This window comes from Spirillospora sp. NPDC047418, assembly GCF_040643275.1.
Taxonomy (GTDB): Bacteria; Actinomycetota; Actinomycetes; order Streptosporangiales; family Streptosporangiaceae; genus Spirillospora.
Map to the genome: position 1 here is coordinate 1 of NZ_JBEYTW010000024.1, position 24348 is coordinate 24348.

The window sequence follows — 24348 nt, forward strand, 5'->3', positions numbered from 1 at the left end:
GGGCCCGCGCCGGGCGGACGCCGCCGGCCCGGTCGCCAGCCGCCGTCCGACGCCGGCGTGGGGGACCTCGCGCGGGGCCCCCCAAGGCCCGGCCGCCGGCGGCAGTGCGATCAACGCGTCTGGGCCTGGAACATCCAGTGCTGCTTCTCAAGCTCGGCGGTGATGCCGATGAGCAGGTCCTGGGTGACCTGGTCGGGCTCGTCGGTCGCGGCGATGCGCTCGCGGAAGCGGCCGATGATCTGCGCCAGGATGTCGGTGATCGCGGCGACGACCTTGTCGTCGTCGAGGTAGCCGGCCTCCAGCTGCGGCAGCTCGGTGCGGTCGGCCACCGTGCGGGACCGGCCGTCCGGGTTCACGCCGATCGCCACGGCGCGCTCGGCCACGTCGTCCTGGCCGGTCCGGGCGAGGGCCACGACCTCGTCGAGGTGCTCGTGCACGACCTTGAAGTTGCGCCCGGTCAGGTTCCAGTGCGCCTGCTTGGCCACCAGGGCGAGATCGACGAGATCGACGAGGGCACCCTGCAGGGCCTGCCCCACCACCTTCACTGCGTCGTCGGGAAGCGGGCTCTTGACCGTCGCCATTATCGGGCTCCTTCCGCATCGTTACGGTTGTCCGCTACAACACGGAAAGATCCCCGGTAATGCCGCCTTCATGCGTGAGGCCGCGCACACCCGCGGCCCCCGTAGGGCATGAACGCGTCAGGAGCGGGTCACGCCGCGACCATGTCGGCGCGGAACTCCCCGGTGATCTCCTCGGGCGTCTCCGGAATGCTCTCGGCGGTGATGCGCTCGTGCTCGGGCGCGCCCGCCATGACGGGCTCGTGCTGCAGCTCGGCGAGGGCCAGCTGATCCGCGACTTCCCTCAGCACGTGCGACAGCGGAACTCCCAGGGCCTTGCAGATCGAGGACAGCAGCTCCGACGAAGCCTCTTTCTGTCCCCGCTCGACCTCGGAGAGATAGCCGAGTGACACCCGCGCCGCCGCGGACACCTCACGGAGGGTGCGTCCCTGGCGCAGCCGCAGCTGCCGCAGTACGTCACCGAGCAGCTGGCGAAGCAGGACCATCGTCTCGCTCCCTCCCTCAGTTCGGACCATCTGCCGGTTCCACCGTACCCGCCCGGACGGTGACCATGGCAGACCGTTGATTTCGTGTTCGCTCGGAACGTAACGCTGTAATCAGTCCCGGTCTTCCCGATCTGCCTGAGCCTCCTCGCTCTCGTCCTCGGCGTCAAGCCCCAGCAGGACGCGTCTCAGCAGCTCAAGGGCATGGACGACGGTCATCCGCCGGATCACCGCGCGGATCTCCGGGCCGGCGCCGGGCACGGGGAGTTTCGGACTGGCCACAGTGTGCGAATCGCCGGGACCGGCCACTCCGATATAGACCGTTCCCACCGGGCGCCCGTCCTGCGTGTCGGGACCGGCGACACCGGTGACGGCGAGCCCGTAGGTCGCGCCGACCGCGTCGCGGACGCCCGCGGCCATCGCGGCGGCCACGTCCGGGTGGACGGCGCCGTGCTCGGCGAGCAGGTCGGCCGGGACGCCGAGCAGCCCCCGCTTCGCCTCCGTCGCGTACGTCACCATGCCGCCCGCGTAGGTGGCGGACGAGCCGGGCATCGCGGTCAGCTCCGCGCCGATGAGCCCGCCGGTCAGCGACTCCGCCGTCGCGACGGTCTCCCCGCGGGCGGCGAGCAGCCGGTGGACGACCCGGTCCAGCGTCTCGTCCTCGGCCCCGTAGACGGCCGAGCCCAGCAGCTCCCGGACGTGCGCCTCCACGCCCTCCAGGCGCCCGGCGGCGTCCGGGCCGGCCACGGTGATGCGGATCTTCACCTCGGCGGGGTCGGGCAGGTAGGCGAGCCGGACCCCGTCCATGGCCTCGACCTCGGCGAGCTTCGCCGCGACGACCGACTCCCACACCCGGTCGGTGCGCAGCGTGCGGCGCGCGACCGCGGGCAGCCCGGCGATGCGGGCCAGCTCCGGCAGCACCACCTCGTCCATGATCGTGCGCATCTCGAACGGGACGCCGGGCAGCGCGTAGACGACGCCGCCGGGCAGCTCGACGCGCAGGCCGGGCGCCGACCCGGCGGAGTTGGCCAGCACTCCCGCGCCCTTCGGCACGTCCGCCATGCGCAGCGCCATCGGCTGGAGCCCGCGCCCGGCGCGGGCCACCCGCTCGCGCAGCCGCCGCTCCAGCTCCGGGTCGCGGACGAGCGGGACGCCGGCCGCCGCGGCGAGCGCGTCGCGGGTGAGGTCGTCGGAGGTGGGGCCGAGCCCGCCGGTGGTGATGACCGCGTCGGCCCGTTCGAGCGCCGACGCCACCGCCGCGACGATCACGTCGAGCTCGTCGCCGACGACCACGCTGCGGGTGACGTCGACGCCGTGGTCGGCCAGCCGGCGGCCCAGCCACGCCGCGTTGCCGTTGATCGTGTCGCCGAGGAGCAGCTCGTCCCCGACCGTGAGCAGTTCGACTCGCATGGCGTCCGAATCTACCCGCAGGGACCGACACGCCGCCGGGCCGGGACGGCGGCGGCGCGCCGCCGGTTCACCCGCGAAGACGGCCGGATGAGGACGGCGCGGACGCGAGCGCGTTCGCACCGGTCCAACGGGCTCATCCCTTATCCGTCCCGGCGCGAAAGACGCGGCCGCGCTTTGTCCGCCCGGACGGGACCGCGCCGGGCGAGGCGCGCGGGGCGGGCGGGCGCGCGAACGCGGATCGTCGCCGCAGGTCGCCGGCCCGCGGGCGCAACAGGGCGGGGAACCCCAGGTCACGCTGTGAGTCATCACTCATTTGATCGATTCGTCCGCACGGACGCGAGCGGGGATAATCGAGACCGCGTGGCGCCCGCGGAACGGGGCCGCGGGACCACGACCGGGGTGGGCGTGGCCTCGCGGCCCCCCGCGGGCGCCACGGCATCGGCCCCCGAAACGTCGCAGAACGTCCCAGATCGTCCGTCCGGATCGACGTCGGGGCGCGTCAGGACGACGCGGAGCGGCGGCGCATCCGCCACGCCCGGACGACGTAGTCCGCGCCGGTGACGACGGTGACGACGAGGGCGGCGCCCATCGTGGCCCAGCGCACGTAGTCGAGCGGGCCGGGCAGGATGTAGAAGCCGATCGCGATCACCTGGAGCATCGTCTTCAGCTTCCCGCCCTTGCTGGCCGGGATCACGCCGTGCCGGATCACCACGAAGCGCAGGACCGTGATGCCGATCTCGCGGACCATGATGGCGACCGTCACCCACCACCACAGCTCCCCCATCACCGACAGGCTGACCAGCGCGGCGCCGGTGAGCGCCTTGTCGGCGATCGGGTCGGCGATCTTGCCGAAGTCGGTGACCAGGCCGCGGGCCCGGGCGATGTCGCCGTCGATCTTGTCGGTGACCGAGGCGGCCGCGAACACCGCGAACGCGGCGAGCCGCCAGCCGGTGCCGTCCAGGAACAGCAGCCACACGAAGACCGGGACCAGCGCGATCCGGGCCATCGTCAGCGCGTTGGCGATGTTCCACACCCCGGCCGGGGGCGGGCCGCCCGCGACCGGTTCCGTGGCGTCCGCGATCATGCGGTGTCCGCGTTCGGGCCGCCGCTCGCGTCCGCGACGAGGTCGACGCCGTCGCTGCCGGTGACGCGGGCCGGGACGATCTCGCCGAGCGCCAGCCCCTCGCCGCGGACGCGGACCGTGCCGTCCACCTCCGGGGCCTGGTGCTCGGCGCGGCCCTCGAAACCGCCCTCCTCGGCCTTGTCCTCCAGCAGGACGCGGACGACCGAGCCGATCCGGTCCTCGGCCCGCTGGGACGTCAGCTCCTCGGCCAGGCCGGACAGCTCGTCGACGCGGCGGGCGATCTCGGCCGCGTCGAGCTTGCCCGCCAGGTCCGCGGCCTCCGTGCCGTCCTCGTCGGAGTAGCCGAACACGCCGACCGCGTCCAGGCGCGCCGCGGACAGGAACTCCGCCAGCTCCTCGAAGTCGTCCTCGGTCTCGCCGGGGAACCCGACGATGAAGTTCGACCGGACGCCGGCGTCCGGCGCCAGCTCGCGGATCTGGTCGAGCAGCCCGAGGAACCGCTCCCGGTCGCCGAACCGCCGCATCGAGCGCAGCACCGGGCCGGAGGCGTGCTGGAACGACAGGTCGAAGTAGGGCGCGACGCCGAGCGTGCCGCAGATCGCCTCGATGAGGCCGGGGCGGGTCTCGGCGGGCTGCAGGTAGCTGACCCGGACCCGCTCGATGCCGTCCACGGCGGCGAGGCCGGGCAGCAGCTTCTCCAGCGCGCGCAGGTCGCCGAGGTCCTTGCCGTAGGACGTCGAGTTCTCGCTGACGAGGACCAGTTCGCGGACGCCGTGCCCGGCGAGCCAGCGCGCCTCCTCCAGCGCCTCCGCCGCCGGGCGCGACACGTACGCGCCGCGGAACGCGGGGATCGCGCAGAACGTGCAGCGCCGGTCGCAGCCGGACGCCAGCTTCAGCGGCGCCACCGGGCCGCCGCCGAGCCGCCGCCGCAGCACCCGCGGGCCGGACGCCGGGGCCACCCCGTCCGGCAGGTCGGCCGGCGCGCCGTGCCCCGGGACCGCCACCCCGGACGCGGACCGGTCGACCGGGCTGATCGGCAGCAGCGTCCGGCGGTCGCGCGGCGTGTGCGCGTCCCGCCTGCGGCCCGCCATGACGTCGTCGAGCCGCTCCCCGATGCCGGCGTAGTCGTCGAAGCCGAGCACCGCGTCCGCCTCCGGCAGCGCCTCCGCCAGCTCCCTGCCGTACCGCTCGGCCATGCAGCCGGCGGCCACGACCTTGGCGCCGGAGTCGTGCGCGGCGAGCAGCGTGTCGATGGAGTCCTTCTTGGCGGCCTCGATGAACCCGCAGGTGTTGACGACGACCACGTCCGCGCCGTCGCCATCGTCGGCCAGGTCCCAGCCCGCGTCCTCGATGCGCGCGGCGAGTTCCTCGGAATCGACCTCGTTGCGGGCGCAGCCGAGCGTGATGAGAGAGACCTTGCGGCGAGTCGACATGCCCCTAAAGGTAATGGGCGCCGGCGCCGGGACGTACCAGCGGGCCCCTGGGCGGGTCATCGCGGACGGGCGGCCGTCGCGGCCCCCGGTTCAGGCGTGTTCCGGGTCTTCGCGGTCGAAGCTCAGCCGCTGCACGCCCTTGCCCTTGCCGGGCGAGCCGATGTCCTTGCCGTTGACGGTCAGGTTGACGCTGCCGCCGACGCCGATCACCAGCTTGACCTTCTTCTTGGCGCTGAAGTCCTTCTGCTCGCCCTTGTGCAGCGTGCCGATGAACAGCGTCCTGCCCTTGTCGCCCATCACGTTGAGCCACGTCGTGCGCTTGGCCTCGACCCGCACGTCGACCTCGGTGCGCGGCGCCTCGGCGACCGGCGCGCCGCTCTGGGACGCCGACGGCTTCGGGCTCGGCGGCGGGGGCGTCCCGGCGACCTGCTGCGCGGTGCGCTGCTCGCCGCCGCCGTCGTGCCCGACCACCTGCACGACCCCGTAGATGACGACGAGCGCGAGGGCGAGCGCCATCGCGGCGCTCCAGTTCGGCGCCTTGCGCTCGCGGAACGCGACGGGCTGCTCCGGCTCGAACGCCGCCACCACCGAGACCGGCTGCGGGGCGCCGCCGTGCGCGGCGTCGAACTCGGCGACGAGCGGCTCCGGGTCGATGCCGATGACCCGGGAGATGCTGCGGATGTGGCCGCGGGCGTAGAAGTTGCCGCCGCAGAGCGAGAAGTCGTCGGCCTCCATGCCGCGGATCACGGTCTCCCGGATCCGGGTCTGGAGACTCACCTGTGTCACCGAGAGACCGGCCCGCTCACGCTCCTCCGCCAGGGTCTCACCGATGCTCACCTCGGGCCTCCTTCGGGGGCGCTCGTGGCCGATCTTCCGGGACACCAGTCTAGGAACGGGGATGCCCGTTGAGCGACAGCCAACACGTTCGAAACAGGGCAAGATTTCGCATCATTCCGCAATGCCCCGCCCTTTTCGTGCGCGACCTGCGCCGACCGCCGGCCGGCCCGCGGCTCAGCCTCCGCCGCGCAGTTCCGCGAGCACCCCGGGGAGATCGTCCGGCTTGGCGAGGACGTCCCGCGCCTTGGAGCCCTCGCTCGGCCCGACGATGTCGCGGCTCTCCATCAGGTCCATGAGCCGGCCGGCCTTGGCGAACCCGACGCGGAGCTTGCGCTGCAGCATCGACGTCGACCCGAACTGGGTGGACACGACCAGCTCGATCGCCTGGACGAGCAGGTCCATGTCGTCGCCGATGTCCTCGTCGATCTCCTTCTTCGGCTTGTTGGCCTCGGCGACGTCCTCCCGGTAGTTCGCCTGCATCTGCCCCTTGCAGTGGTCGACGATCCCGTGGATCTCCTTCTCGGCCACGTACGCGTTCTGCAGGCGCATCGGCTTGCTCGCGCCCATCGGCAGGAACAGCGCGTCGCCCTGCCCGACGAGCTTCTCGGCGCCCGGCTGGTCGAGGATGACGCGGCTGTCGGACAGCGAGGAGGTCGCGAACGCCAGCCGGGACGGCACGTTGGCCTTGATGAGCCCGGTGACGACGTCCACCGAGGGCCGCTGCGTGGCGAGGACGAGGTGGATGCCGGCGGCGCGGGCGAGCTGGGTGATGCGGACGACCGAGTCCTCGACGTCGCGGGGCGCGACCATCATCAGGTCGGCCAGCTCGTCCACGATGACGAGCATGTACGGGTACGGCGTGTAGACGCGCTCGCTGCCGGGCGGCGCCTTGAGCTTGCCCGCCTTCACCGCCTTGTTGAAGTCGTCGATGTGCCGGTACCCGGACGCGGCCAGGTCGTCGTAGCGGCGGTCCATCTCGCCGACGACCCATTCGAGGGCCTCGGCGGCCTTCTTCGGGCTCGTGATGATCGGCGTGATCAGGTGCGGGATGCCCTGGTACATCGTCAGCTCGACGCGCTTGGGGTCGACGAGGATCATCCGCACCTCGTCGGGCGTGGCGCGCATCAGGATCGAGGTGATCAGCCCGTTGATGCACGTCGACTTGCCGGCGCCGGTGGCGCCCGCGATGAGGATGTGCGGCATCTTCGCCAGGTTCGCCACGACCGTGCGGCCCTCGACGTCCTTGCCGAGCCCGACGATCATCGGGTGGTGCTCGTTGGTCGCGGCGGGCGAGCGCAGCACGTCGCCGAGGCTGACGATGTCCTTGTCGGTGTTGGGGATCTCCACGCCGATCGCCGACTTGCCGGGGATCGGGGAGATGATCCGCACGTCGGCGCTCTTCACCGCGTAGGCGATGTTCTTGGTCAGCGCGGTGACCTTCTCGACCTTCACCGCCGGGCCCAGCTCGATCTCGTACCGGGTGATCGTCGGGCCGCGGGTGAACCCGGTGACCTGCGCGTCGATGTCGAACTGCTCCAGCACCCCGCTGAGCGCGTTCACCACCGTGTCGTTGGCCTTCGTCCGCGGCTTGGACACGCTGCCCGGCCGCAGCTCCGACGGGTCGGGCAGCAGGTAGATCTCCCCGGACGACGACAGCGGCAGCTGCTCGGACCTGCGCGGCGCGGGCGTCGGGTCGGGGACCTCGTGCCCGGCCCCGGGCCCGGCCTCGTGCTCGGCCCCGGCCATCGACTCGCCGGCGACGTGCGCGTCCATCGGCTCGTCGTCGGCGGGCGGCGCGGGCGCCGGGACGTCGGCGCCGAACGGGTCGGGCTCGAACAGCTCGTCGGCGAGGTCGCGCTGCGGCCGGCCCGCCTTCTTCGGGTCGTCCTCCAGCAGCGGCGTGTCGTAGGGCCGCGAGTGCTCGCCGACCTCCAGCTCGCCGTCGCCGTCCTCGGCCTGCTTCTTGCGGCGGCGCTTCTTCGGCGCGTCCTCGCCGTCCTTCGCGCCGTCGGACGGACGTTCCGGGCGGCCCTGCAGGGTCGCCATCGCCCACAGGTCGGCGACCCGCTCGGGCACCTTCGCGATCGGCGTCGCGGTGACGACCAGCAGCCCGAACCCGGACAGCAGCAGCAGCAGCGGGACGGCCACCCACCCGCTGAGCGCCGCGTCGAGCGGCGCCGACACCAGCCAGCCGAGCACCCCGCCGGATTCGCGGACGCCGGTCATGTCCTCCGCCGGCGCCGGGACGCCGGCGGCGATGTGCAGGATGCCGAGGACGCCGACGCCGAGCGCGGTGATGCCGATGACGACGCGGCCGGTGTCCTCGTGCTGCTCGGGGTGGCGCAGCGTCCGCCACGCCAGCAGCGCCAGCAGCACCGGCAGCGCCATCGCCATGATGCCGAGGCCGCCGCGCACGACCTTCTCCAGCGCGATCGTGACGACGCCGTCCGGCCGGAACCAGGTGACGGAGGCCAGCACGATGGACGAGCCGAGCAGCGCCAGCCCGAGGCCGTCGCGCCGGTGCTCGGCGTCGAGGTTGCGGGCGCCCTGCCCGTAGGCGCGGAAGACCGACCCGACCGCGACGGCCGCGAGCAGGTACAGCTTGAACAGCAGCTTGAAGAACCCGAGGACGGCCTGGGAGATCGGGTCCGGCTTCTGCGGGGGACGCCCCCGCGCCGGGCCCCGGCCGCCCTTGGAGGTGCCGCTCGGTCGCTTCCGGGGGGACGAACCTGCGGGCTTGCGAGCCGCACTGCCCCCCGCACGCGAAGAGGACTGTTTTACGCCCCCATGGCTACGCCCCGCCTCCCCCTTTGCACCCCCGGACGCACGTGTGGCCATGCTTATGAGAGTAACCAAGGACCCCTGCGGTTCCACGGGAGGCGGGCGGGCGTGTTGGAGAACGGACGGCCGCGGGCTCCCGCGGCCGTCCGCATCCCGCGCCTAGACCTCCACGACCACCGGGACGATCATCGGGCGGCGCCGGTAGTTGTCGCTCACCCACTTGCCGACGGTGCGCCGGATGAGCTGGCTCATCTGGTGCACGTCGTTCACGCCGTCGCCGGCGGCGTCCCGCAGCGCGCCCTCGATGCGCGCGATGACCTCGTCGAAGTCCTGGTTGACGATGCCGGCGCCGCGGGCGTGCACCTCCGGCCCGGCGACGACCTTGCCGGACGTCGAGTCGATGCCGATGACGATGGAGACGAAGCCCTCCTCGCCGAGGATCCGCCGGTCCTTCAGCGAGGTCTCGGTGACCTCGCCGACCGACAGGCCGTCCACGTACACGTAGCCGGCGGGCACCGCACCGACGATCTTGGCGCGCCCGTTCACCAGGTCGACGACGACGCCGTCCTCGGCGATGACGACGCCGTCCTCGGGGACGCCGGTGAGCGCGGCCAGCTTGGCGTGCGCGCGCAGGTGCCGCCACTCCCCGTGGATGGGGATGAAGTTGGCCGGCTTCGTCACGTTCAGCACGTACAGCAGCTCGCCGGCCGAGGCGTGCCCGGACACGTGCACGAGCGCGTTGCCCTTGTGCACGATGCGGGCGCCCCACCGGGTGAGGCCGTTGATGACGCGGTTGACCGCGTTCTCGTTGCCGGGGATCAGCGAGGACGCCAGCAGCACGGTGTCGCCCTCGGTGATGCGGATCGAGTGGTCGCGGTTCGCCATCCGCGACAGCGCCGACATCGGCTCGCCCTGCGACCCGGTGCACACCAGCACGAGCCGGTCGCCGGGGATGTCGTCCAGTTCCTTCTGCTCGACCATGATGCCGTCGGGCACGTTCAGGTAGCCCAGCTCGCGCGCGACCCCCATGTTGCGCACCATGGACCGGCCGACGAAGCACACCTTGCGCCCGTTGGCGACCGCGGCGTCCAGGACCTGCTGGACGCGGTGGATGTGCGAGGCGAAGCAGGCGACGATGAGCCGCTCCTGCGCGGTGCGGAACACCTCGTCCACGACCGGGCCGATGTTGCGCTCGCTGGTGACGAACCCGGGCACCTCGGCGTTGGTCGAGTCCGACATCAGCAGGTCGATGCCCTCGGCACCGAGCCGGGCGAACCCGGGCAGGTCGGTGAGCCGTCCGTCCAGCGGCAGCTGGTCCATCTTGAAGTCGCCGGTGTGCAGGACGAGCCCGGCCGGCGTGCGGATGGCGACGGCGAGCGCGTCCGGGATGGAGTGGTTGACGGCGAGGAACTCGCAGTCGAACAGCCCGAGGTCGCGCCGCTCGCCCTCCACGACCACGTCGGTGACCGGTTTGATCCGGTGCTCGGTGAGCTTGGCCTCCAGCAGCGCGAGCGTGAGCCGCGACCCGACGATGGGAATGTCGCGGCGCTCGCGCAGCAGGTAGGGCACGGCGCCGATGTGGTCCTCGTGGCCGTGCGTGAGGACGATGGCCTCGATGTCGCCGAGGCGGTCCCTGATGTATTCGAAATCGGGCAATATCAGATCGACGCCGGGCTGCTCGGTCTCGGGGAACAGCACGCCGCAGTCGACGACGAGCAGGCGTCCGCCGTACTCGTACACCGTCATGTTGCGGCCGATCTCCCCGAGCCCGCCCAGCGCGACGATGCGCAGGCCGCCCTTGGGCGGCGCGGGCGGGTCCGACAGCTCCGGGTGAGGATGACTCACCTGGTGACCTCCGGGATGACTACCTCCGGCACTTTGACTCCCCCTATCGTGAGGTCTTCTCGCAGGCGCGCGGCGAACTCCGGCGAGGCCTCCACCAGCGGCGCGCGGAGCTGGCCGCCTCCGGGGAGGCCGAGCAGGTTCAGCGCTGCCTTGACGGCGATGGCGCCCTGCGTACGGGTCATGATGGCGGTGACCACGGGCAGCAGCCGGCGGTGGATCTCCAGCGCCCGGCCGTGCTCACCGGCGCGGTAAGCGTCGATCATCTCATGGAGCTCGACACCGACGACATGCCCGACCACGCTGACGAACCCCGCCGCGCCGACCGAGAGCCAGGGCAGGTTGAGGTTGTCGTCGCCGGAATACCAGACCAGATCGGTCGCCGCCATCACGCGGGACGCGCCGAACAGGTCGCCCTTGGCGTCCTTGACGGCGATGATCCGCGGGTGGTCGGCGAGCTGGACGAGCGTGTCGTTCTCGATCGGCACCCCGGCGCGCCCCGGGATGTCGTACAGCATGCAGGGCAGCCCCGTCGCGTCGGCCACCGCGGTGAAGTGGCGGACGAGGCCCTCCTGCGGAGGCTTGTTGTAGTAGGGCGTGACCACGAGCAGCGCGTGCGCGCCGGCGGCCTCGGCCTGCCGCGCGAGCTGCAGGGTGTGCTCGGTGTGGTTCGTCCCGGCACCGGCGACGATGACGGCGCGGTCGCCGACCGCCTCGATCACCGCGCGCAGAAGTTTGCTCTTCTCATCGTCGCTCGTCGTGGGCGACTCGCCCGTCGTCCCGTTGACGACGAGGCCGTCGTGGCGCCGCTCGTCGACCAGATGGGTCGCGAGGCGCGCGGCGCCGTCGTAGTCGACGCCGCCGTCGGGCAGGAACGGGGTGACCATGGCGGTCAGCATCCGTCCAAACGGAGCGTCAGTCGTTGTGCTGGGTGCCATGTAACGAACGGTACCGTTACGGCCGTTCGACTTGGACCTCGCAGGTCGAACAGAAGGGCAGAAGCCGCCGCCACACGCTCGGGGGTACGCGTGGCGGCGGCTCCCACCTCCCACATCGTGGCACGCAAAAGCCGCGTTACGGGGTCAGTCCGGCCACTTCCCGGACTCGATCGGATAACGTGACCCAGCGGTCATCTCCTGCAGCCTGAGGCGCAGCTCCGCGACGTCGGGAGTGCGCACGAGATCGTTGCCGCGGACGGCCCACCAGAGGCCGGACCCGCCCCGTCCGATCCGCCAGCCGGCGAACTCGGCTGACAGCTCGCCGATACGGTCGGCGTCGCGCCGCGCGGTCTGCTGGACTCCCATCGGCCTCGTCCCCACTTCCTTTGCCGTCCGGTGACCCTGCCCTGACTTCCGCACCGGGCAATACCCTCGAAGGTGAACGGCTACCCAACCCTTTCTACCTGCACCTTCAAGAGAATCGGAACGTGGCGGGGAGGGTTTCTCAACCGCCAACACTTTCTGTCGCCGGGGGCAGCCAGGTGGAGCGGTAACGGGCCCACTCCTCGTCCCGCGTCGTCCAGCCCGCGTACACGCCGACGCCGTACGGACGCCTGGGGGGACGCTTCAGCTCGTCCACCCCGCGCCGGACGCCGCGCACCGCGACCTGCAGGTTCTCCGCCCACCCCATGAGGGGCGTGTAGGTGGGGACGCCCATGAAGACGGTGGTGCGGTCGCCGATGAGCTCCAGCGTGGCCCGGGTGTGCCGGGCGTAGTGCCATCCGGCCAGGGAGCGGGTCGGCAGCGACACGTCGTAGGTCATGATCGCGACCTGGTCGGCGCGGTCGGCGACGGCGCGCAGGAAGTCCTTCGTCGGGCGCGGCGGGTAGTGGACGGGGCCGGTCCGCGGGAGCAGCGCCCTGTAGACCGGCTGGAGGGCGTCGGCGAGCGTCGGCTGCTCCAGCGCCACCGACAGCAGCCTGCCCCGCGACCTGGTCAGCTCGCGGGTGCGGTCCATGAGCGTCAGGAACGCGCGGTCGTCGGGGTAGATCGGCTCGAAGTCGTAGTGGATGCCGTCGAAGCCGAGGTCGAGGAAGGCGGCGTCGGTCTTCAGGATCCGCTCCCGGACGGCCGGGTCGCCGAGTTCGATGACGCCCTTGCCCTCCACCACCCTGATCTGCCCGAGGTAGGCCTGCGAGCGGACGCCCGGCGCGTACTCGCGCATGGCCTCGATGAGCCGCCGCGCGTTGCGGTACTTCGCGGCGGGGACCGTCCCGTCCGCCTCGAACGGGCCCGCGTGGAAGAAGACGTCGGTGATGCGGTTCCGCTTCAGCAGGCCGCCGAACGCGCGGTACTCGGCGTCGCTGTGCGGCTCCCCCACCCACTGGTGCCGGGCCCACAGCGCGTTGGCCTCGGTGCCCCGCGCCTCGGGCTCGGGCTGCCACCAGACCCATGCGCCGGCGAAGACCAGGGCGACGAGGCCGAGGACGTACGCCGCCGTCCACCCGGTCCAGCGCAGCAGCCCGCGCGCAACCCCCGCAACCCGCCCGTTGTGCTTCATCACGCAATGATCCCGGATGAGCCGGGTGGTCCGGACTCCCGGCGCCAGGAATCGGCCATGAAACGATCATGGTTGCGGCGCGATCGCGCGCCGCGCGCCTCAGCCGTTGACATCCGGGGAACCCTGTGATGACGAGGCGGCTCAGCGATGCGCCCGTCGTCCCCGACGGGAGCCGCCCCGGTCCTTACCGTCCGTCCGGATGGAGGTCGAAACGGCATGCGAGTACGACCGGACCAGGTGCCGTCCCGGCACGGGGAGCCGCGCCCCATGATCAGCACGCGCGCCCTCGTGATCATCCTCGCGGCGGTCGGCGCCGCCGCCCTCACCGCCGCCGCCCCGCGGTTCGCGATCCCCATAGGCGTCGGCGTGGGCGTCGTGACGCTGCTGGCCCAGATCGTCAAGGACTGACCCGCGCCCCGGATGCGCCGGGTGGGCGCGACGCGGACCGGCGCGGGTCACCGGCGGCCGGTGGCGGCCGCCGGCGGCACGCGCCGGGTCACGCCGGGTCATGCCAAGGGGCAGAAGCAGAACTCGTTGCCCTCGGGGTCGTGCCAGACCTGGAACGACACGCCGGGCGGGGTCGGCGCGCGGGTCGCGCCCAGCCCCGCCGCCCGCTCGCCGGCCGCCCGGACGTCGGGGACGTCCAGGTCGAAGTGCAGCCGGTTCTTGATCGTCTTCCGTTCCGGGACCCGCTGGAAGGACAGGACCGGCCCGCCCGCGCCCAGCGGCTCCAGGTCGAGCCAGTCGCCGTCCGCGTTCGTCGTCTTCAGGCCGAGCAGCCCGCCCCAGAACGCCGCCATGGCGTCCAGGTCGGCGCAGTCGATGACGATGTTGCCCACCTTCGGGATCATCGGGCGCCACCCGCCGTCGCGGCGGCGCCGGCCGGGCGCGCGGCGGCGCGCGCGCAGTACGCCGCGGGCCGTGCAGGCCGCGCGGGCCCTGCCGGCCGTGCGGCGCGGCGCCCGCCGATCCGCTCGGGCACGCCGCCGAGCAGCCAGCGGCGGATCCGGGCCGCGCGCCGGACATCGTGGGCGCGGGCCCTGAGCCTCGCCTCGACGAGGTCGGCGTGCAGGCGCGCGTACTCGCGCTCGGCCCAGGCGTGCCGCGTGGCGAGCCCGGCCAGGTACGGCAGCTGGTTCATCGCGTCCTCCCGTGTGTTGACACCACCTAAACCGTAACGCCGGTGTCGTCGCTATGCAACCAGTGAAATCAGAATGACGGTGTCGTGCGTTGGTAGAGTTCACAGTGGACACGCAGGAGGGTTCATGGCCGACATCCACGCCGATGGGGACCCCGCGCTGCTCCTGAGGGACTTCGTCAACACGCTCGACGTCGACTCCGCGACGGACGGGATCGGCACGCCCGCGGGCCTCGCCGGGTGGCTGGCCGAGCACGGGCTCGTCCCGGCGGGCGCGGACGCGGGCGACGGCGACGTGCGCGCCGCCGTGACGCTGCGGGAGGGGCTCCGCGAGGCCATGGCCGCCCACCACGGCCCGCAGGACGCCGACTTCCCGGACGACCTGGACGACGCGCTGGCCGTCCTCCCGCTGCGGATCGCGCTCACCGGCCCGCGTCCCGCGCTCGTCCCGCTCGATCCGCCCGGCACGGCCGCCGCGGCCCTCGCCCGCGTCGCCGCCGCGATCATGGACTCCGCCGCCGCCGGGACGTGGTCCCGGCTGAAGGTCTGCCAGGAGGACACCTGCCGCTGGGCGTTCCTCGACACGTCCAAGAACCGGTCCCGCGCCTGGTGCTCGATGCGCGTCTGCGGCAACCGCACCAAGACCCGCGCCTACCGAGCCAGGCGGAAGCCCGCGGCGGGGTGACCGCGCGGGGTCGCTAGGGTGGGCGGCGGGTTTCCAGCGAGAGGACGGGGCGGCATGGCCGATGTGGGGGTGCGGCCCGCGCGGCGGGCGGACGCGGCCGCCGTCGCCGGCATCCAGGTGCGGGCGTGGCGGCACGGGTACCGCGACCTGCTGCCGGACGGCGTCCTCGACGAGGTCACCGGGCCCGACGCGGTGGAGACGTGGCGGGACCGGTGGGCGGAGGCCGCGGCGGCGCCGCCGAGCCCGCGGCACCGGCTGCTGGTCGCGGTGGCGTCCGACCTGGTCGTCGGTTTCGCCGCGCACGCCCCCGCCGAGGACGAGGGCCTCGACCCCGCCGCCACCGCGGAGCTGATCACGCTGCTGGTCGACCCGCTGCACACCCGCGCCGGGCACGGCAGCCGGCTGCTCGCCGCGACCGTCGACCTGCTCCGCGAGGACGGTGTCGCCACCCTGGTCAGCTGGGTCTTCGAGGACGACGAGGTCACCCGGACGTTCCTCGGCTCGGCCGGCTGGGGCCCCGACGGCACGGCCCGGACGCTCGACATGGGCGAGCCCGTCCGGCAGATCCGCCTGCACACCGACATCAGCGCCTGATCACTTGCCGGTCCCCGATCGCCCGACGCCGCCCGCCGCTTCACCAGGGGCCGGTGAGGTGCACACCCGGCCCGGCAATATCTTTGAAGTCGTGCCCGAGTCCACCTCCCTGACGCCGCCGCGCGCACCCGCGACGGCGGTGCCCGCCGTCCGGCACCGCCGGCTCGGCATGGTCGTCATCAGCCTCGGCGTCTCACTGATCGTGGTCGACGCCACGATCGTCGGCGTGCTGCTCCCCCGGATCATCGCCGACCTCGGCCTGACGACCACCGACGCCGAATGGGTGACCTCGGTGTACGCGCTGGTGTTCGCGGCGCTGCTCATCCCGTTCGGGCGGGCCGGCGACCTGTTCGGGCGGCGCCGGCTGTTCGTGCTCGGGACCGCGGTGTTCGCGGCGGCGAGCGTCGCCGCCGCGCTGGCCGGGGACGGCTCGGCACTGATCGCCGCGCGGGCCGCGCAGGGCGTCGGCGCCTCGATGATCATGCCGGCCACGCTCGCCACCCTGAACGCCGTCTTCACCGGGCGCGACCGCGCCGTCGCCTTCGGCATCTGGGGCTCGATGATCAGCGGGATGGCCGCGCTCGGGCCCCTCGCCGGCGGGGCGATCGCCACCGGCGGCGGCTGGCGCTGGGCGTTCGGGATCAACCTGCCGCTCGGCGCGCTGCTCGTCGCCGGGGCCCTGTGGCTGCTGCCCGAGACGCGGCAGCCCGGTGCGCGCGGCGCGCGGCGGGAGATCGACTGGCCGGGCGGGCTGCTGTCGGCGCTCGGTCTCGGCGCGCTGGTGTGCGGGATCATCGAGGGCCAGACCTACGGCTGGTGGACGCCGACGCGCCCGTTCACGATGGCCGGGTTCACCTGGCCCGAGACGGCGCTGTCGCCGGTCCCGGTCGTCCTCGCGCTCGGGGCGCTGCTGCTCGCGGCGCTGGTCGTGGTGGAGCGGTCCCGGGCCGCGGCCGGGCGCCCGGTGATGCTCGACCTGCAGCTGTTCCGCATCCCGAACTTCCGCCGCGGCAACCTCGCCTCGGCCCTCATCAACGTCGGCGAGCTGGGGCTGCTGTTCGTCCTGCCGCTGTTCCTGCTGGGCGTGCACGGCACCGACCCGCTGCAGATCAGCCTGGCGATCCTGCCGCTCGCCGTCGGCGCGTTCCTGTCCGGCGGGTACGCGGGCAGGCTGGCGAACAGGCGCGGCGCGCACCGGGTCGTGCAGACCGGCATGGTGCTCGAGGTCGTCGCCGTCGTCGCGCTGGCCCTCACCCTGTCCCCGACCACCGGCGGGCTGGGCCTCGCGCCGTGGATGCTGCTGTACGGGATCGGGCTCGGCCTGACGTCGGCGCAGTTGACGAACGTGTCGCTGGCGGACGTCCCGCCGGCGCAGTCCGGGCAGGCGTCCGGGACGCAGTCGACGGCCCGGCAGGTCGGCGCGGCGCTCGGCATCGCCGCGATCGGGACGGTGTTCGCGACGAGCCTCGGGCACGCGATGACCGACCGGCTGGCGGACTCGGCGCTGCCGCCCGAACGGCAGGCCGCCATCGCGCACGACCTGCGGGAGAGCGCCGGCACGTACGGCCGCGACCTGCACCGGACCCCCGGCCTGGAGGCCGCGGCGCGCGCCTCCGACGAGAGCCTCGCCGCCGCGGCCAGGCACGCCGCCCTCACCACCGCCGCGATCCTCGCGCTCGGGCTCGGCGCGTCCCTGCGGCTGCGTCCGGGCGGTGATCTCCATCGGGGAGAATCGAAGCGGTAGTCCCCCTGTCGTCCCACGAGAACAAGCGGTGACTGTGGCCACGCTCTCCCAATGGGTCGCCGGATCCCGGCCCCGCACCCTGCCCGCGTCCCTCGTCCCCGTCGTCGTCGGCACCGGCGTCGCGGTCGGCGAGGGCGACCCCGTCTGGTGGCGCGCCGTCCTCGCCGGGTTCGTCGCGCTCGTCCTGCAGATCGGGGTGAACTACTCCAACGACTACAGCGACGGCGTCCGCGGCACCGACGAGGACCGCGTCGGCCCGCTCCGCCTCGTCGGGTCCAAGGTCGCGCCGCCGAAGCAGGTCCTCGCCGCCGCGCTCGGCTGCTTCCTCGCCGCGGCCGTGGCCGGGCTGGTGCTCGCCGCCGTGACCACCTGGTGGCTGCTGCTGGTCGGCGCCGTCGCGATCCTCGCCGCCTGGTTCTACACCGGCGGCAAGACCCCGTACGGCTACCGGGCGCTGGGCGAGGTGTCGGTGTTCGTGTTCTTCGGCCTCGTCGCCGTCGTCGGGACGGTGTACGTCCAGGTCGAGGCGCTTCCGTGGGAGGCGTGGGCGGCGGCGGTGCCGATCGGGCTGCTGGCCTGCGCGCTGCTCGTCGCGAACAACCTGCGCGACATCCCCACCGACCGGGAGTCGGGCAAGCGGACCCTGGCCGTGCTCCTCGGCGGCCCCTGGACCCGGATCCTGTACGCGGCGTGCACCGCGCTGCCGTTCATGTTCGTCCTGGCGCTGGCGGCGCCGCATCCGTGGGCGCTGCTCGCGCTGCTCGCGGCACCGCTGTCGCTGCCGCCGTCGCAGAAGGTGCTGCAGGGCGCGGCCGGCCCCGCCCTGATCCCCGTGCTGGGCGAGACCGGCCGGCTCCAGATCGCCTACGGCGCGCTGCTGGCGATCGGCCTCGCGCTCTGACGCTCGGTGAGCAGGAAGGCGCCGGTAAGGCCCATGATGAGCCCGCCGAACAGCCCGCACACGGCCGCCAGGCCGGCCGCCGCGGTCGAGTCGCCCCCGAGGTCGCCCATCTGGGCGATCATCACCAGCAGCCCGTAGAGCGACCAGGCGAACGTGGCGGCCGCGCCGACCCACGCGACGGCCAGCGGCACCACGAACCGCCCCGGGCGCCCGCCGCGCCGGACGATCACCAGCAGCGCGGCGGCACCGGCGAGCGCCAGGACGCCCCACACGCCGTCGGCCAGCTGCTGGGCCGCGGTCCGGTGCTCGATCTCGTCCGCGCGCAGCCCCGCCGTCCCGCCGGACGCCCAGAAGAAGTGCACGGTCGCGAAGGCCGCCGCGAACACGGCCGCCGTGCGCGCCAGGAGCACCTGCAGCGAGTGGGTCGCGCCCTTGGGGACGTCCTCGGTGCGGACGGTGAAGACGTCCGGCCACCGGTCCCGCGCGTACAGGACGAAGGCCGTGAGCAGGCCGAGCCCCTGCACGGTGAAGCCCCCGTAGACGACGCCGAACACCCAGCCCTGGAGCGCGCTGTCGCCGGCGGCCACCGGCTCCGATGAGAGGAGCGCCTGCAGCAGCGTGCCCAGCGGGACGGCGAGGACGATCGGCGCGAGCAGCCCGGCCGCGACCCAGATCGGCGTCAGCACCAGCCACGCCGGGACCCGCCGGCCCCACCGGAACGTGAACGCCAGCGCGACCAGCACGGCCATCGCGTCCATCCCCATGGTGACCGCGTTGCCGACGTAGAGCGCCGACTCCCGCGCCGCGGCGGTGTCGTTCCATCCGACCGTGCTGCCGGACAGCCAGGCGATCTTGATGGTGAGGTAGGGGACGCACGCGGCGATCGTCGCCGCGCAGACGGCCAGGCGCAGGCGCCCCGGCCCGCCGTGCGCGGCGCGCGCCGCCGGGGTGAGCGGATGAGCTGAAACGGTCATGCCCCGACGATGCCGGGACCGGCCCCGGCCGCGCCTCCCGCCGCCGGGTGAGACCGGACCCGCCCCTCCCCCGCACGGGTGAGGAGCGGGCCGCCCGGGCCGCTACCCCCAGCTGATCTCCGGGAGGCCGGCGTCGACGAGGGCCTTGTTCACGGCGCTGAACGGGCGCGTCCCGAAGAACTTCCGCGCGCTGAGCGGGCTCGGGTGCGCCGACTCGATCACGGTGTGCTGCGGCCCGGTGATCAGCCGGGCCTTCTTGCGGGCGTAGGCGCCCCACAGCACGAAGACGACGCGCTCGCTCTTGTCGTTCAGCGCGCGGATCGCGGCGTCGGTGAAGTCCTCCCAGCCCTTGCCGGCGTGCGAGCCCGCCTCCCCGCCGCGCACGGTCAGCACCGCGTTCAGCAGCAGGACGCCCTGGTCGGCCCAGCGGGTCAGGTCACCGGACGCCGCCACCGGGACGTCGAGGTCGGTGGCCAGCTCCTTGTAGATGTTGCGCAGCGACGGCGGCACACGCACCCCGTCGCGAACGCTGAAGCTGAGGCCGTGCGCCTGGCCGGGGCCGTGGTAGGGGTCCTGGCCGAGGATCAGCACGCGGGCGCCGTCGAACGGGCAGTGCCGGAACGCGGCGAACAGGTCCTCGCGCGGCGGGTAGACGGTCTGCGCCGCGTACTCCCCCGCGACGAACGCGCCCAGCGCGGCGGTGGCGCTCGGGTCGAGCAGCGGGTCGAGCCGCTCCCGCCAGTCGCCGGGCAGCAGTTCCATCAGGTCGAGGGACATCGTCGGGCCTCCGGGGACGTGATCTCCAATTGCCGGAAACACTAGTGCGCGCCACTGACACGCCACGCCGAATCACGGGCGGAGAAGGGTCCCGACCGTAGGATGACGCCATATGCCCGATTCCCCCCGTCGGCGGCGCCTCCGCGCGGCCGTGCTGCTCGCCGCGCTCGCCCTGCCCGCCCTCGCCTCGGGCTGCGGCGGCTCGTCCGGGCCGACGACGCTGACCGTCCTCGCCACCTCGTCCCTGACGGAGGTGTTCGGCGAGATGGGGACGGCCTACCACCAGCAGCACCCGGGGGTGCGGCTGCGCTTCGTGTTCGGCGGGTCCGTCGAGATGGTCGACCGGCTCTCCGAGCGCGCCCCCGGCGACGTCCTCGTGACGGCGGACCGGGCGAGCATGGACGACGCCGCCGACGACCTGGCCGGACGCCCCCGGATCGTCACCCACGACACGCTCACCATCGCGGTCGGCCCCGGCAACCCCAAGCGCATCCGCAGCCTGCGCGACCTGGAGCGGCCGGGCCTGCGCGTGGTGGTCGGCGCGGGCACGGTCCCGGTGGGCCGCTACACCCGCCAGATCCTCACGGACGCGGGGCTGACCGTCCGGTGGAGCTCGGAGGAGATCAGCGCCCGCGCCGTCCTGGACCGCATCCGCGCCGGCGAGGCCGACGCCGGCCTCGTCTACATCACCGACCTGCGCTCGGCGGGCGTCGCGGCGAGCAGCGTCCCCATCCCGGCGGACCTGAACGTCACCGCCGCCTTCAACGCCGCCGTCGTCGCGGACTCCGACCGCCAGGACGCGGCGAACGCGTTCGTGTCCTGGCTGCTGACGCCCACCGCCCAGAAGCTGTTCCACAAGTACGGCTTCCCGAGCCCGCCCACGACCCGCTGACCCGCCTCTCCCGGCCTGAGCGGCCGACCCCCCGAGCACCAGACCCCCGCCGCCGCACTCCCACCCCCGCTTCCCCCGCCCTTTCCGGGGAAGGTGGGGGTCATGGAGATCCTGGACCGGCCCGCACCCCCGAAGGGGCTGGGTCGCACACTGGCGCGCCTGCCCGTCCACCTGTACCGGATGCGCCTCGGCCGGCTGATGGGCGCCCGCTTCCTGCTCCTGGAGCACACCGGCCGGAAGTCCGGCAGACCCCGGCAGGTGGTGCTCGAAGTGATCGAGCATTCGGAGGACGGCTACATCGTCTGCTCGGGTTTCGGCCCCAGAGCCGACTGGTACCGCAACGTCCTCGCCCATCCCGGCGTGACGATCCAGGTGGGCCGCCGCCGCCTGGACGCCACCGCCCACCCCCTCACCCCCGCCGAGGGCGGCGAGATCCTGGCCCGCTACGCCCCGCGCCACCCGAAGGCCGCCGCGAGGCTCGTCCGCCTGATGGGCTTCATCGTCGACGGCACCGCCGACGACTACCGCCGCGTAGGCCGCGACCTCCCCTTCCTCCGCCTCTCCCCCTGAACGCTCAGCCGTCCAGGTCGGCGGGGAGGGGGGTGGGGTGGGGCATTGTTTTGAGGGCCTCTAGGACCGTGTCGGGGGGTGCTGCGTAGATCGTGGGGTGGATTGGGTCGTCGGGGTAGGCGAGGCGGTCCTCCGAAGGGGAGAACTGGACGTCGATGCCCGGTTTGTTGCCGCGCGGGTCGAGGAGCACCCAGCGGTCGTCCACCAGGGCGGCGGTCAGGCCGTGGAGGATGCCCGATGCCCGCTGGTAGCACAGGCCCGCCTGGATGCCGCCCGCGCGCAGGAGCGCCACGTAGGCGTGGGACTTGGCGTAGCAGAGGCCGGTGCGCTGGTCGAGGACGTCGGAGGCGCGCCACGGGACGCGGGGGTCGCCGGTGTCCATGGAGTGCGGGACCTGGTCGCGGACGCGGTCGAACGCGGCGTGGGCGTAGGCGATGTCGTCGCCGGTCCGCAGGTCCGCGGCGACCGCCTGGACGAGCGGGTGCTCGATGTCGATCGCCTCGGACGCCGCCAGGTAGTCCCAGGGGTCGGCGGCGAAGTCCATCACAGGCCGAGGAGCGACTCGATGCCGAGGGTGAGCCGGTCGAGGCCGGGGACCTTGCGGACGGCGAGCAGGACGCCCGGCATGAACGACTCGCGGTTCATCGAGTCGTGCCGGATGGTGAACAGCTCGCCGTGGCCGCCGAGCACGACCTCCTGGTGCGCGATGGCACCGGACATCCGGACCGCGTGCACCCGGACCCCGTCCACGTCCGCGCCGCGGGCGCCGTCGACCTCGGAGGTCGTGGCGTCCGGGGACGGGCCCACGCCCGCCTCCGCGCGGGCGGCGGCGACGAGTTCGGCGGTGCGGTAGGCGGTGCCGGACGGGGCGTCGGCCTTGTTCGGGTGGTGCGTCTCGACGATCTCGACGGACTCGAAGAGCGGTGCGGCCTTCTGCGCGAAGTGCATCATCAGCACCGCGCCGATCCCGAAGTTCGGGGCGATGAGCACGTTCCCGGACGTCGCGTCGGTCAGCCAGGAGCGGACCGTGTCGAGGCGGGACGGGTCGAACCCGGTGGTGCCGACGACGGCGTGCAGGCCGCGCTCGACGCACCACTTGAGGTTGTCCATGACGACGCCGGGGTGGGTGAAGTCGACGACGACCTCCGCGGCGGTGAGCGAGTCGAGCGCGTCGCCCTGGTCGACGGCCGCGACGAGCTCCATGTCGCCGGCTCCCTGCACGGCACGGCACACCTCGGCGCCCATACGGCCCCGCGCGCCCAGCACCCCGACCTTTGTCACGTGTTCCTCCCGGATGGCGTCCCGCCCGAGCCTATCGTCAGAAGCGCCGGGTCGATGTCAGTCGTCGTCGGCGACGAAGAGGTTGAGGAGCCAGCTCACGACGCCGATGATGATCGCGCCCCAGAAGGCCGGCCAGAACCAGTCCACGTGGAACGGCAGGTCCAGTTCGCCCGCGACCCAACTCGTCAGCATGAGCAGGCCCGCGTTCACCACCAGCGCGAACAGCCCGAGGGTCACGATGTAGAACGCGCAGCCCAGAACCTTGATGACGGGTTTGAGGACGGCGTTGATGACGCCGAAGATGACCGCGACGCCGAGCAGGGTGAGCACCCGCTCGGTGGTGCTCCCGGCGGTCAGCTCGACACCGTCGAGCGCGACCTCCGCGACCCACAGCGCGATCGCGGAGATGACAACCCTGATGAGGATCTTCACGCGCCCGATCTACCCGATCGGGACGCCCGCGTAACGGTTCAGGCCGAGAAGTCGCGGTCTCCGACGGGGCCGATGACGGTGAGCGCCTGCGGGGCGGACAGGACGTCGCGGGCGATCGCGCGGACGTCGTCCAGCGTGACGGCCTCGATGCGCGCCAGGACCTCGTCCACCCGGAGCAGCGACTCGTAGACCAGCTCGCTCTTGCCGATGCGGCTCATGCGGGAGCCGGTGTCCTCCAGGCCGAGCACCATGGCGCCGCGCAGCTGGCCCTTGCCGCGCTCCAGCTCCTCCGCGGTGAGGCACTCCTCGGCGGCCTTGCCCAGCTCGTCCCGGCAGATCGACAGGACCTCCTCGGCCTTGGCGGGCTGGCAGCCCGCGTAGACGCCGAAGATGCCGGAGTCGGCGTACTGCGCGGTGTAGCTGTAGACCGAGTAGGCCAGGCCGCGCTTCTCCCGGATCTCCTGGAAGAGCCGGGACGACATGCCGCCGCCGAGCGCGGCGTTCAGCACGCCGAGCGCGAACCGGCGGTCGTCGGTGCGGGACACCCCGGCGCCGCCGAGGATGATGTGCGCCTGCTCGGTGTCCTTGTCGATCACCACGCTGCGCGGGTCGACCGGTGCGGGCGCCCCGTCCAGGCGCGGCGCGGCGGGCTCGCCGTCACCGGTGAGGTGCCCGGCGAACGCGCGGGAGACCAGCCCGACGACCTCGTCGTGGTCGATGTTGCCCGCGACCGACACCACCAGCTTGGACGGGACGTAGTGCTCCCGGTAGTAGCCGTGGATCCGCTCCCGGGACAGCGCGTTGATCGAGTCCTCGGAGCCGAGGATGGGGCGGCCGAGCGGGGTGTCGCCGTACAGCGCGGTGGAGAACTCGTCGTGGATCAGGTCGCCCGGGTCGTCGTCGCGCATGTGGATCTCTTCGAGGATCACGCCGCGCTCGGCCTCGACGTCCTCGGGGCGGTTGACCGAGTCGGCGACCATGTCGGAGACGACGTCGACGGCGAGCGGCAGGTCGGCGTCGAGCACCCGCGCGTAGTAGCAGGTGTACTCCTTGGCGGTGAACGCGTTGAGGTCGCCGCCGACCGCGTCGACCGCCGCGGAGATCTCCAGCGCCGAGCGCCGAGTCGTGCCCTTGAACAGCACGTGCTCCAGGTAGTGGCTGGCGCCGGCGTCGGCGGGCGCCTCGTCCCGGGAGCCGACCGCCGACCAGATGCCGAACGCGGCCGACCGCACGGTCGGCATCGACTCGGTGATGATCCGCAGCCCGCCGGGCAGGACGGTGCGGCGCACCGCGCCGGCACCGTCGGTGTGGATCGTGGTGGTGGTGCCGGGCTCCTGCGCCCGCGCCGGCAGGGTCACGTGTCGCTCACATTCCGTCGTGGGAAGGCGACCGCGCGGCGCGCCCCCCGCGCGGC

At 73.1% G+C, this 24348-nt stretch carries 26 protein-coding genes; 7 read left to right on the top strand and 19 right to left on the bottom strand.

Annotation, left to right across the window (positions count from 1 at the left end; translation table 11 throughout):
• Window positions 1-110: 110 nt before the first annotated feature.
• The 11 genes from ABZ806_RS17255 to ABZ806_RS17305 all read right to left on the bottom strand — a co-directional run bounded on the left by ABZ806_RS17255 (window position 111) and on the right by ABZ806_RS17305 (window position 12946).
• The gene (locus ABZ806_RS17255; protein WP_500218285.1) at window positions 111-581 is read right to left on the bottom strand and encodes a Dps family protein; all 471 of its coding nucleotides are present in this window, start codon (window positions 579-581) and stop codon (window positions 111-113) included.
• A gap of 128 nt (window positions 582-709) precedes the next feature.
• Window positions 710-1063 (bottom strand): helix-turn-helix domain-containing protein, encoded by a 354-nt coding sequence (locus tag ABZ806_RS17260; RefSeq protein WP_131937264.1) that lies wholly within the window; start codon window positions 1061-1063, stop codon window positions 710-712.
• A 111-nt stretch (window positions 1064-1174) separates the two neighbouring features.
• Window positions 1175-2470: a CinA family nicotinamide mononucleotide deamidase-related protein gene (locus ABZ806_RS17265; RefSeq protein ID WP_500218286.1), complete on the bottom strand. Its 1296-nt coding sequence runs from the start codon at window positions 2468-2470 to the stop codon at window positions 1175-1177.
• A gap of 499 nt (window positions 2471-2969) precedes the next feature.
• Window positions 2970-3554 carry a CDP-alcohol phosphatidyltransferase family protein gene (locus tag ABZ806_RS17270; RefSeq protein WP_500218287.1) on the bottom strand — a complete coding sequence of 195 codons (585 nt, stop codon included), beginning with the start codon at window positions 3552-3554 and terminating at the stop codon, window positions 2970-2972.
• A complete protein-coding gene (gene rimO, locus ABZ806_RS17275; RefSeq protein WP_500218288.1) occupies window positions 3551-4987 on the bottom strand; it encodes a 30S ribosomal protein S12 methylthiotransferase RimO in 1437 nt (478 codons plus the stop codon). Before rimO ends, ABZ806_RS17270 begins: the two co-directional genes overlap by 4 nt.
• A 90-nt stretch (window positions 4988-5077) precedes the next feature.
• Window positions 5078-5824: a helix-turn-helix domain-containing protein gene (locus ABZ806_RS17280; protein WP_500218289.1), complete on the bottom strand. Its 747-nt coding sequence runs from the start codon at window positions 5822-5824 to the stop codon at window positions 5078-5080.
• 174 nt (window positions 5825-5998) lie between these two features.
• Window positions 5999-8662 (bottom strand): DNA translocase FtsK, encoded by a 2664-nt coding sequence (locus tag ABZ806_RS17285; RefSeq protein WP_500218290.1) that lies wholly within the window; start codon window positions 8660-8662, stop codon window positions 5999-6001.
• 102 nt (window positions 8663-8764) lie between these two features.
• Window positions 8765-10450, bottom strand: a complete 1686-nt coding sequence (locus tag ABZ806_RS17290; RefSeq protein WP_500218291.1) for a ribonuclease J — start codon at window positions 10448-10450, stop codon at window positions 8765-8767.
• Entirely contained in the window at window positions 10447-11346 is a 900-nt protein-coding gene (gene dapA, locus ABZ806_RS17295; protein WP_500218292.1) for a 4-hydroxy-tetrahydrodipicolinate synthase, read from the bottom strand. The genes ABZ806_RS17290 and dapA overlap by 4 nt, the downstream gene beginning before the upstream one ends.
• Window positions 11347-11529: 183 nt before the next feature.
• The gene (locus tag ABZ806_RS17300; RefSeq protein ID WP_500218293.1) at window positions 11530-11751 is read right to left on the bottom strand and encodes a hypothetical protein; all 222 of its coding nucleotides are present in this window, start codon (window positions 11749-11751) and stop codon (window positions 11530-11532) included.
• 139 nt (window positions 11752-11890) lie between these two features.
• A complete protein-coding gene (locus ABZ806_RS17305) occupies window positions 11891-12946 on the bottom strand; it encodes a glycoside hydrolase family 18 protein (protein ID WP_500218294.1) in 1056 nt (351 codons plus the stop codon).
• 216 nt (window positions 12947-13162) lie between these two features.
• Between ABZ806_RS17305 and ABZ806_RS17310 the strand changes: the two genes are divergently transcribed.
• The gene (locus ABZ806_RS17310) at window positions 13163-13354 is read left to right on the top strand and encodes a hypothetical protein (RefSeq protein ID WP_500218295.1); all 192 of its coding nucleotides are present in this window, start codon (window positions 13163-13165) and stop codon (window positions 13352-13354) included.
• A 98-nt stretch (window positions 13355-13452) separates the two neighbouring features.
• Here ABZ806_RS17310 and ABZ806_RS17315 read toward each other — a convergent pair whose 3' ends face one another.
• The gene (locus tag ABZ806_RS17315; protein ID WP_500218296.1) at window positions 13453-13797 is read right to left on the bottom strand and encodes a VOC family protein; all 345 of its coding nucleotides are present in this window, start codon (window positions 13795-13797) and stop codon (window positions 13453-13455) included.
• Entirely contained in the window at window positions 13794-14087 is a 294-nt protein-coding gene (locus ABZ806_RS17320; RefSeq protein WP_500218297.1) for a hypothetical protein, read from the bottom strand. The genes ABZ806_RS17315 and ABZ806_RS17320 overlap by 4 nt, the downstream gene beginning before the upstream one ends.
• A 124-nt stretch (window positions 14088-14211) precedes the next feature.
• On the opposite strand from ABZ806_RS17320, the gene ABZ806_RS17325 reads away from it, so the two are divergent.
• The 4 genes from ABZ806_RS17325 to ABZ806_RS17340 all read left to right on the top strand — a co-directional run bounded on the left by ABZ806_RS17325 (window position 14212) and on the right by ABZ806_RS17340 (window position 18008).
• Complete coding sequence (locus ABZ806_RS17325; RefSeq protein ID WP_500218298.1) at window positions 14212-14769, top strand: CGNR zinc finger domain-containing protein; 558 nt, start codon at window positions 14212-14214, stop codon at window positions 14767-14769.
• A gap of 54 nt (window positions 14770-14823) precedes the next feature.
• The gene (locus ABZ806_RS17330; protein WP_500218299.1) at window positions 14824-15363 is read left to right on the top strand and encodes a GNAT family N-acetyltransferase; all 540 of its coding nucleotides are present in this window, start codon (window positions 14824-14826) and stop codon (window positions 15361-15363) included.
• Between the two features lie 91 nt (window positions 15364-15454).
• Window positions 15455-17107 (top strand): MFS transporter, encoded by a 1653-nt coding sequence (locus tag ABZ806_RS17335; protein WP_500218300.1) that lies wholly within the window; start codon window positions 15455-15457, stop codon window positions 17105-17107.
• Between the two features lie 34 nt (window positions 17108-17141).
• Entirely contained in the window at window positions 17142-18008 is an 867-nt protein-coding gene (locus tag ABZ806_RS17340; RefSeq protein WP_500218379.1) for a 1,4-dihydroxy-2-naphthoate polyprenyltransferase, read from the top strand.
• Here ABZ806_RS17340 and ABZ806_RS17345 read toward each other — a convergent pair.
• Both ABZ806_RS17345 and ABZ806_RS17350 read right to left on the bottom strand, forming a co-directional pair.
• Window positions 17972-18982 carry a hypothetical protein gene (locus tag ABZ806_RS17345; protein ID WP_500218301.1) on the bottom strand — a complete coding sequence of 337 codons (1011 nt, stop codon included), beginning with the start codon at window positions 18980-18982 and terminating at the stop codon, window positions 17972-17974. The genes ABZ806_RS17340 and ABZ806_RS17345 overlap by 37 nt on opposite strands.
• Window positions 18983-19084: 102 nt before the next feature.
• Window positions 19085-19759, bottom strand: a complete 675-nt coding sequence (locus ABZ806_RS17350) for a uracil-DNA glycosylase (protein ID WP_500218302.1) — start codon at window positions 19757-19759, stop codon at window positions 19085-19087.
• A 112-nt stretch (window positions 19760-19871) separates the two neighbouring features.
• Here ABZ806_RS17350 and modA point away from each other — a divergent pair, with 112 nt between their 5' ends.
• Both modA and ABZ806_RS17360 read left to right on the top strand, forming a co-directional pair.
• Window positions 19872-20651 carry a molybdate ABC transporter substrate-binding protein gene (gene modA, locus ABZ806_RS17355; protein WP_500218303.1) on the top strand — a complete coding sequence of 260 codons (780 nt, stop codon included), beginning with the start codon at window positions 19872-19874 and terminating at the stop codon, window positions 20649-20651.
• Window positions 20652-20753: 102 nt separating this feature from the next.
• Window positions 20754-21221 (top strand): nitroreductase family deazaflavin-dependent oxidoreductase, encoded by a 468-nt coding sequence (locus ABZ806_RS17360; RefSeq protein ID WP_500218304.1) that lies wholly within the window; start codon window positions 20754-20756, stop codon window positions 21219-21221.
• A gap of 4 nt (window positions 21222-21225) precedes the next feature.
• Here the strand turns inward: ABZ806_RS17360 and ABZ806_RS17365 are convergent, their stop codons facing one another.
• The 4 genes from ABZ806_RS17365 to ABZ806_RS17380 are packed head-to-tail and all read right to left on the bottom strand — an operon-like array spanning window position 21226 to window position 24292.
• On the bottom strand, window positions 21226-21765 hold the full coding sequence (locus tag ABZ806_RS17365) for a transglutaminase-like domain-containing protein (protein WP_500218380.1): 540 nt from the start codon (window positions 21763-21765) through the stop codon (window positions 21226-21228).
• Window positions 21765-22502: a 4-hydroxy-tetrahydrodipicolinate reductase gene (gene dapB, locus ABZ806_RS17370; protein ID WP_500218305.1), complete on the bottom strand. Its 738-nt coding sequence runs from the start codon at window positions 22500-22502 to the stop codon at window positions 21765-21767. Before dapB ends, ABZ806_RS17365 begins: the two co-directional genes overlap by 1 nt.
• A gap of 57 nt (window positions 22503-22559) precedes the next feature.
• Entirely contained in the window at window positions 22560-22934 is a 375-nt protein-coding gene (locus ABZ806_RS17375) for a phage holin family protein (protein ID WP_500218306.1), read from the bottom strand.
• A 38-nt stretch (window positions 22935-22972) separates the two neighbouring features.
• Complete coding sequence (locus ABZ806_RS17380) at window positions 22973-24292, bottom strand: M16 family metallopeptidase (RefSeq protein ID WP_500218307.1); 1320 nt, start codon at window positions 24290-24292, stop codon at window positions 22973-22975.
• Between the last annotated feature and the right edge of the window lie 56 nt (window positions 24293-24348).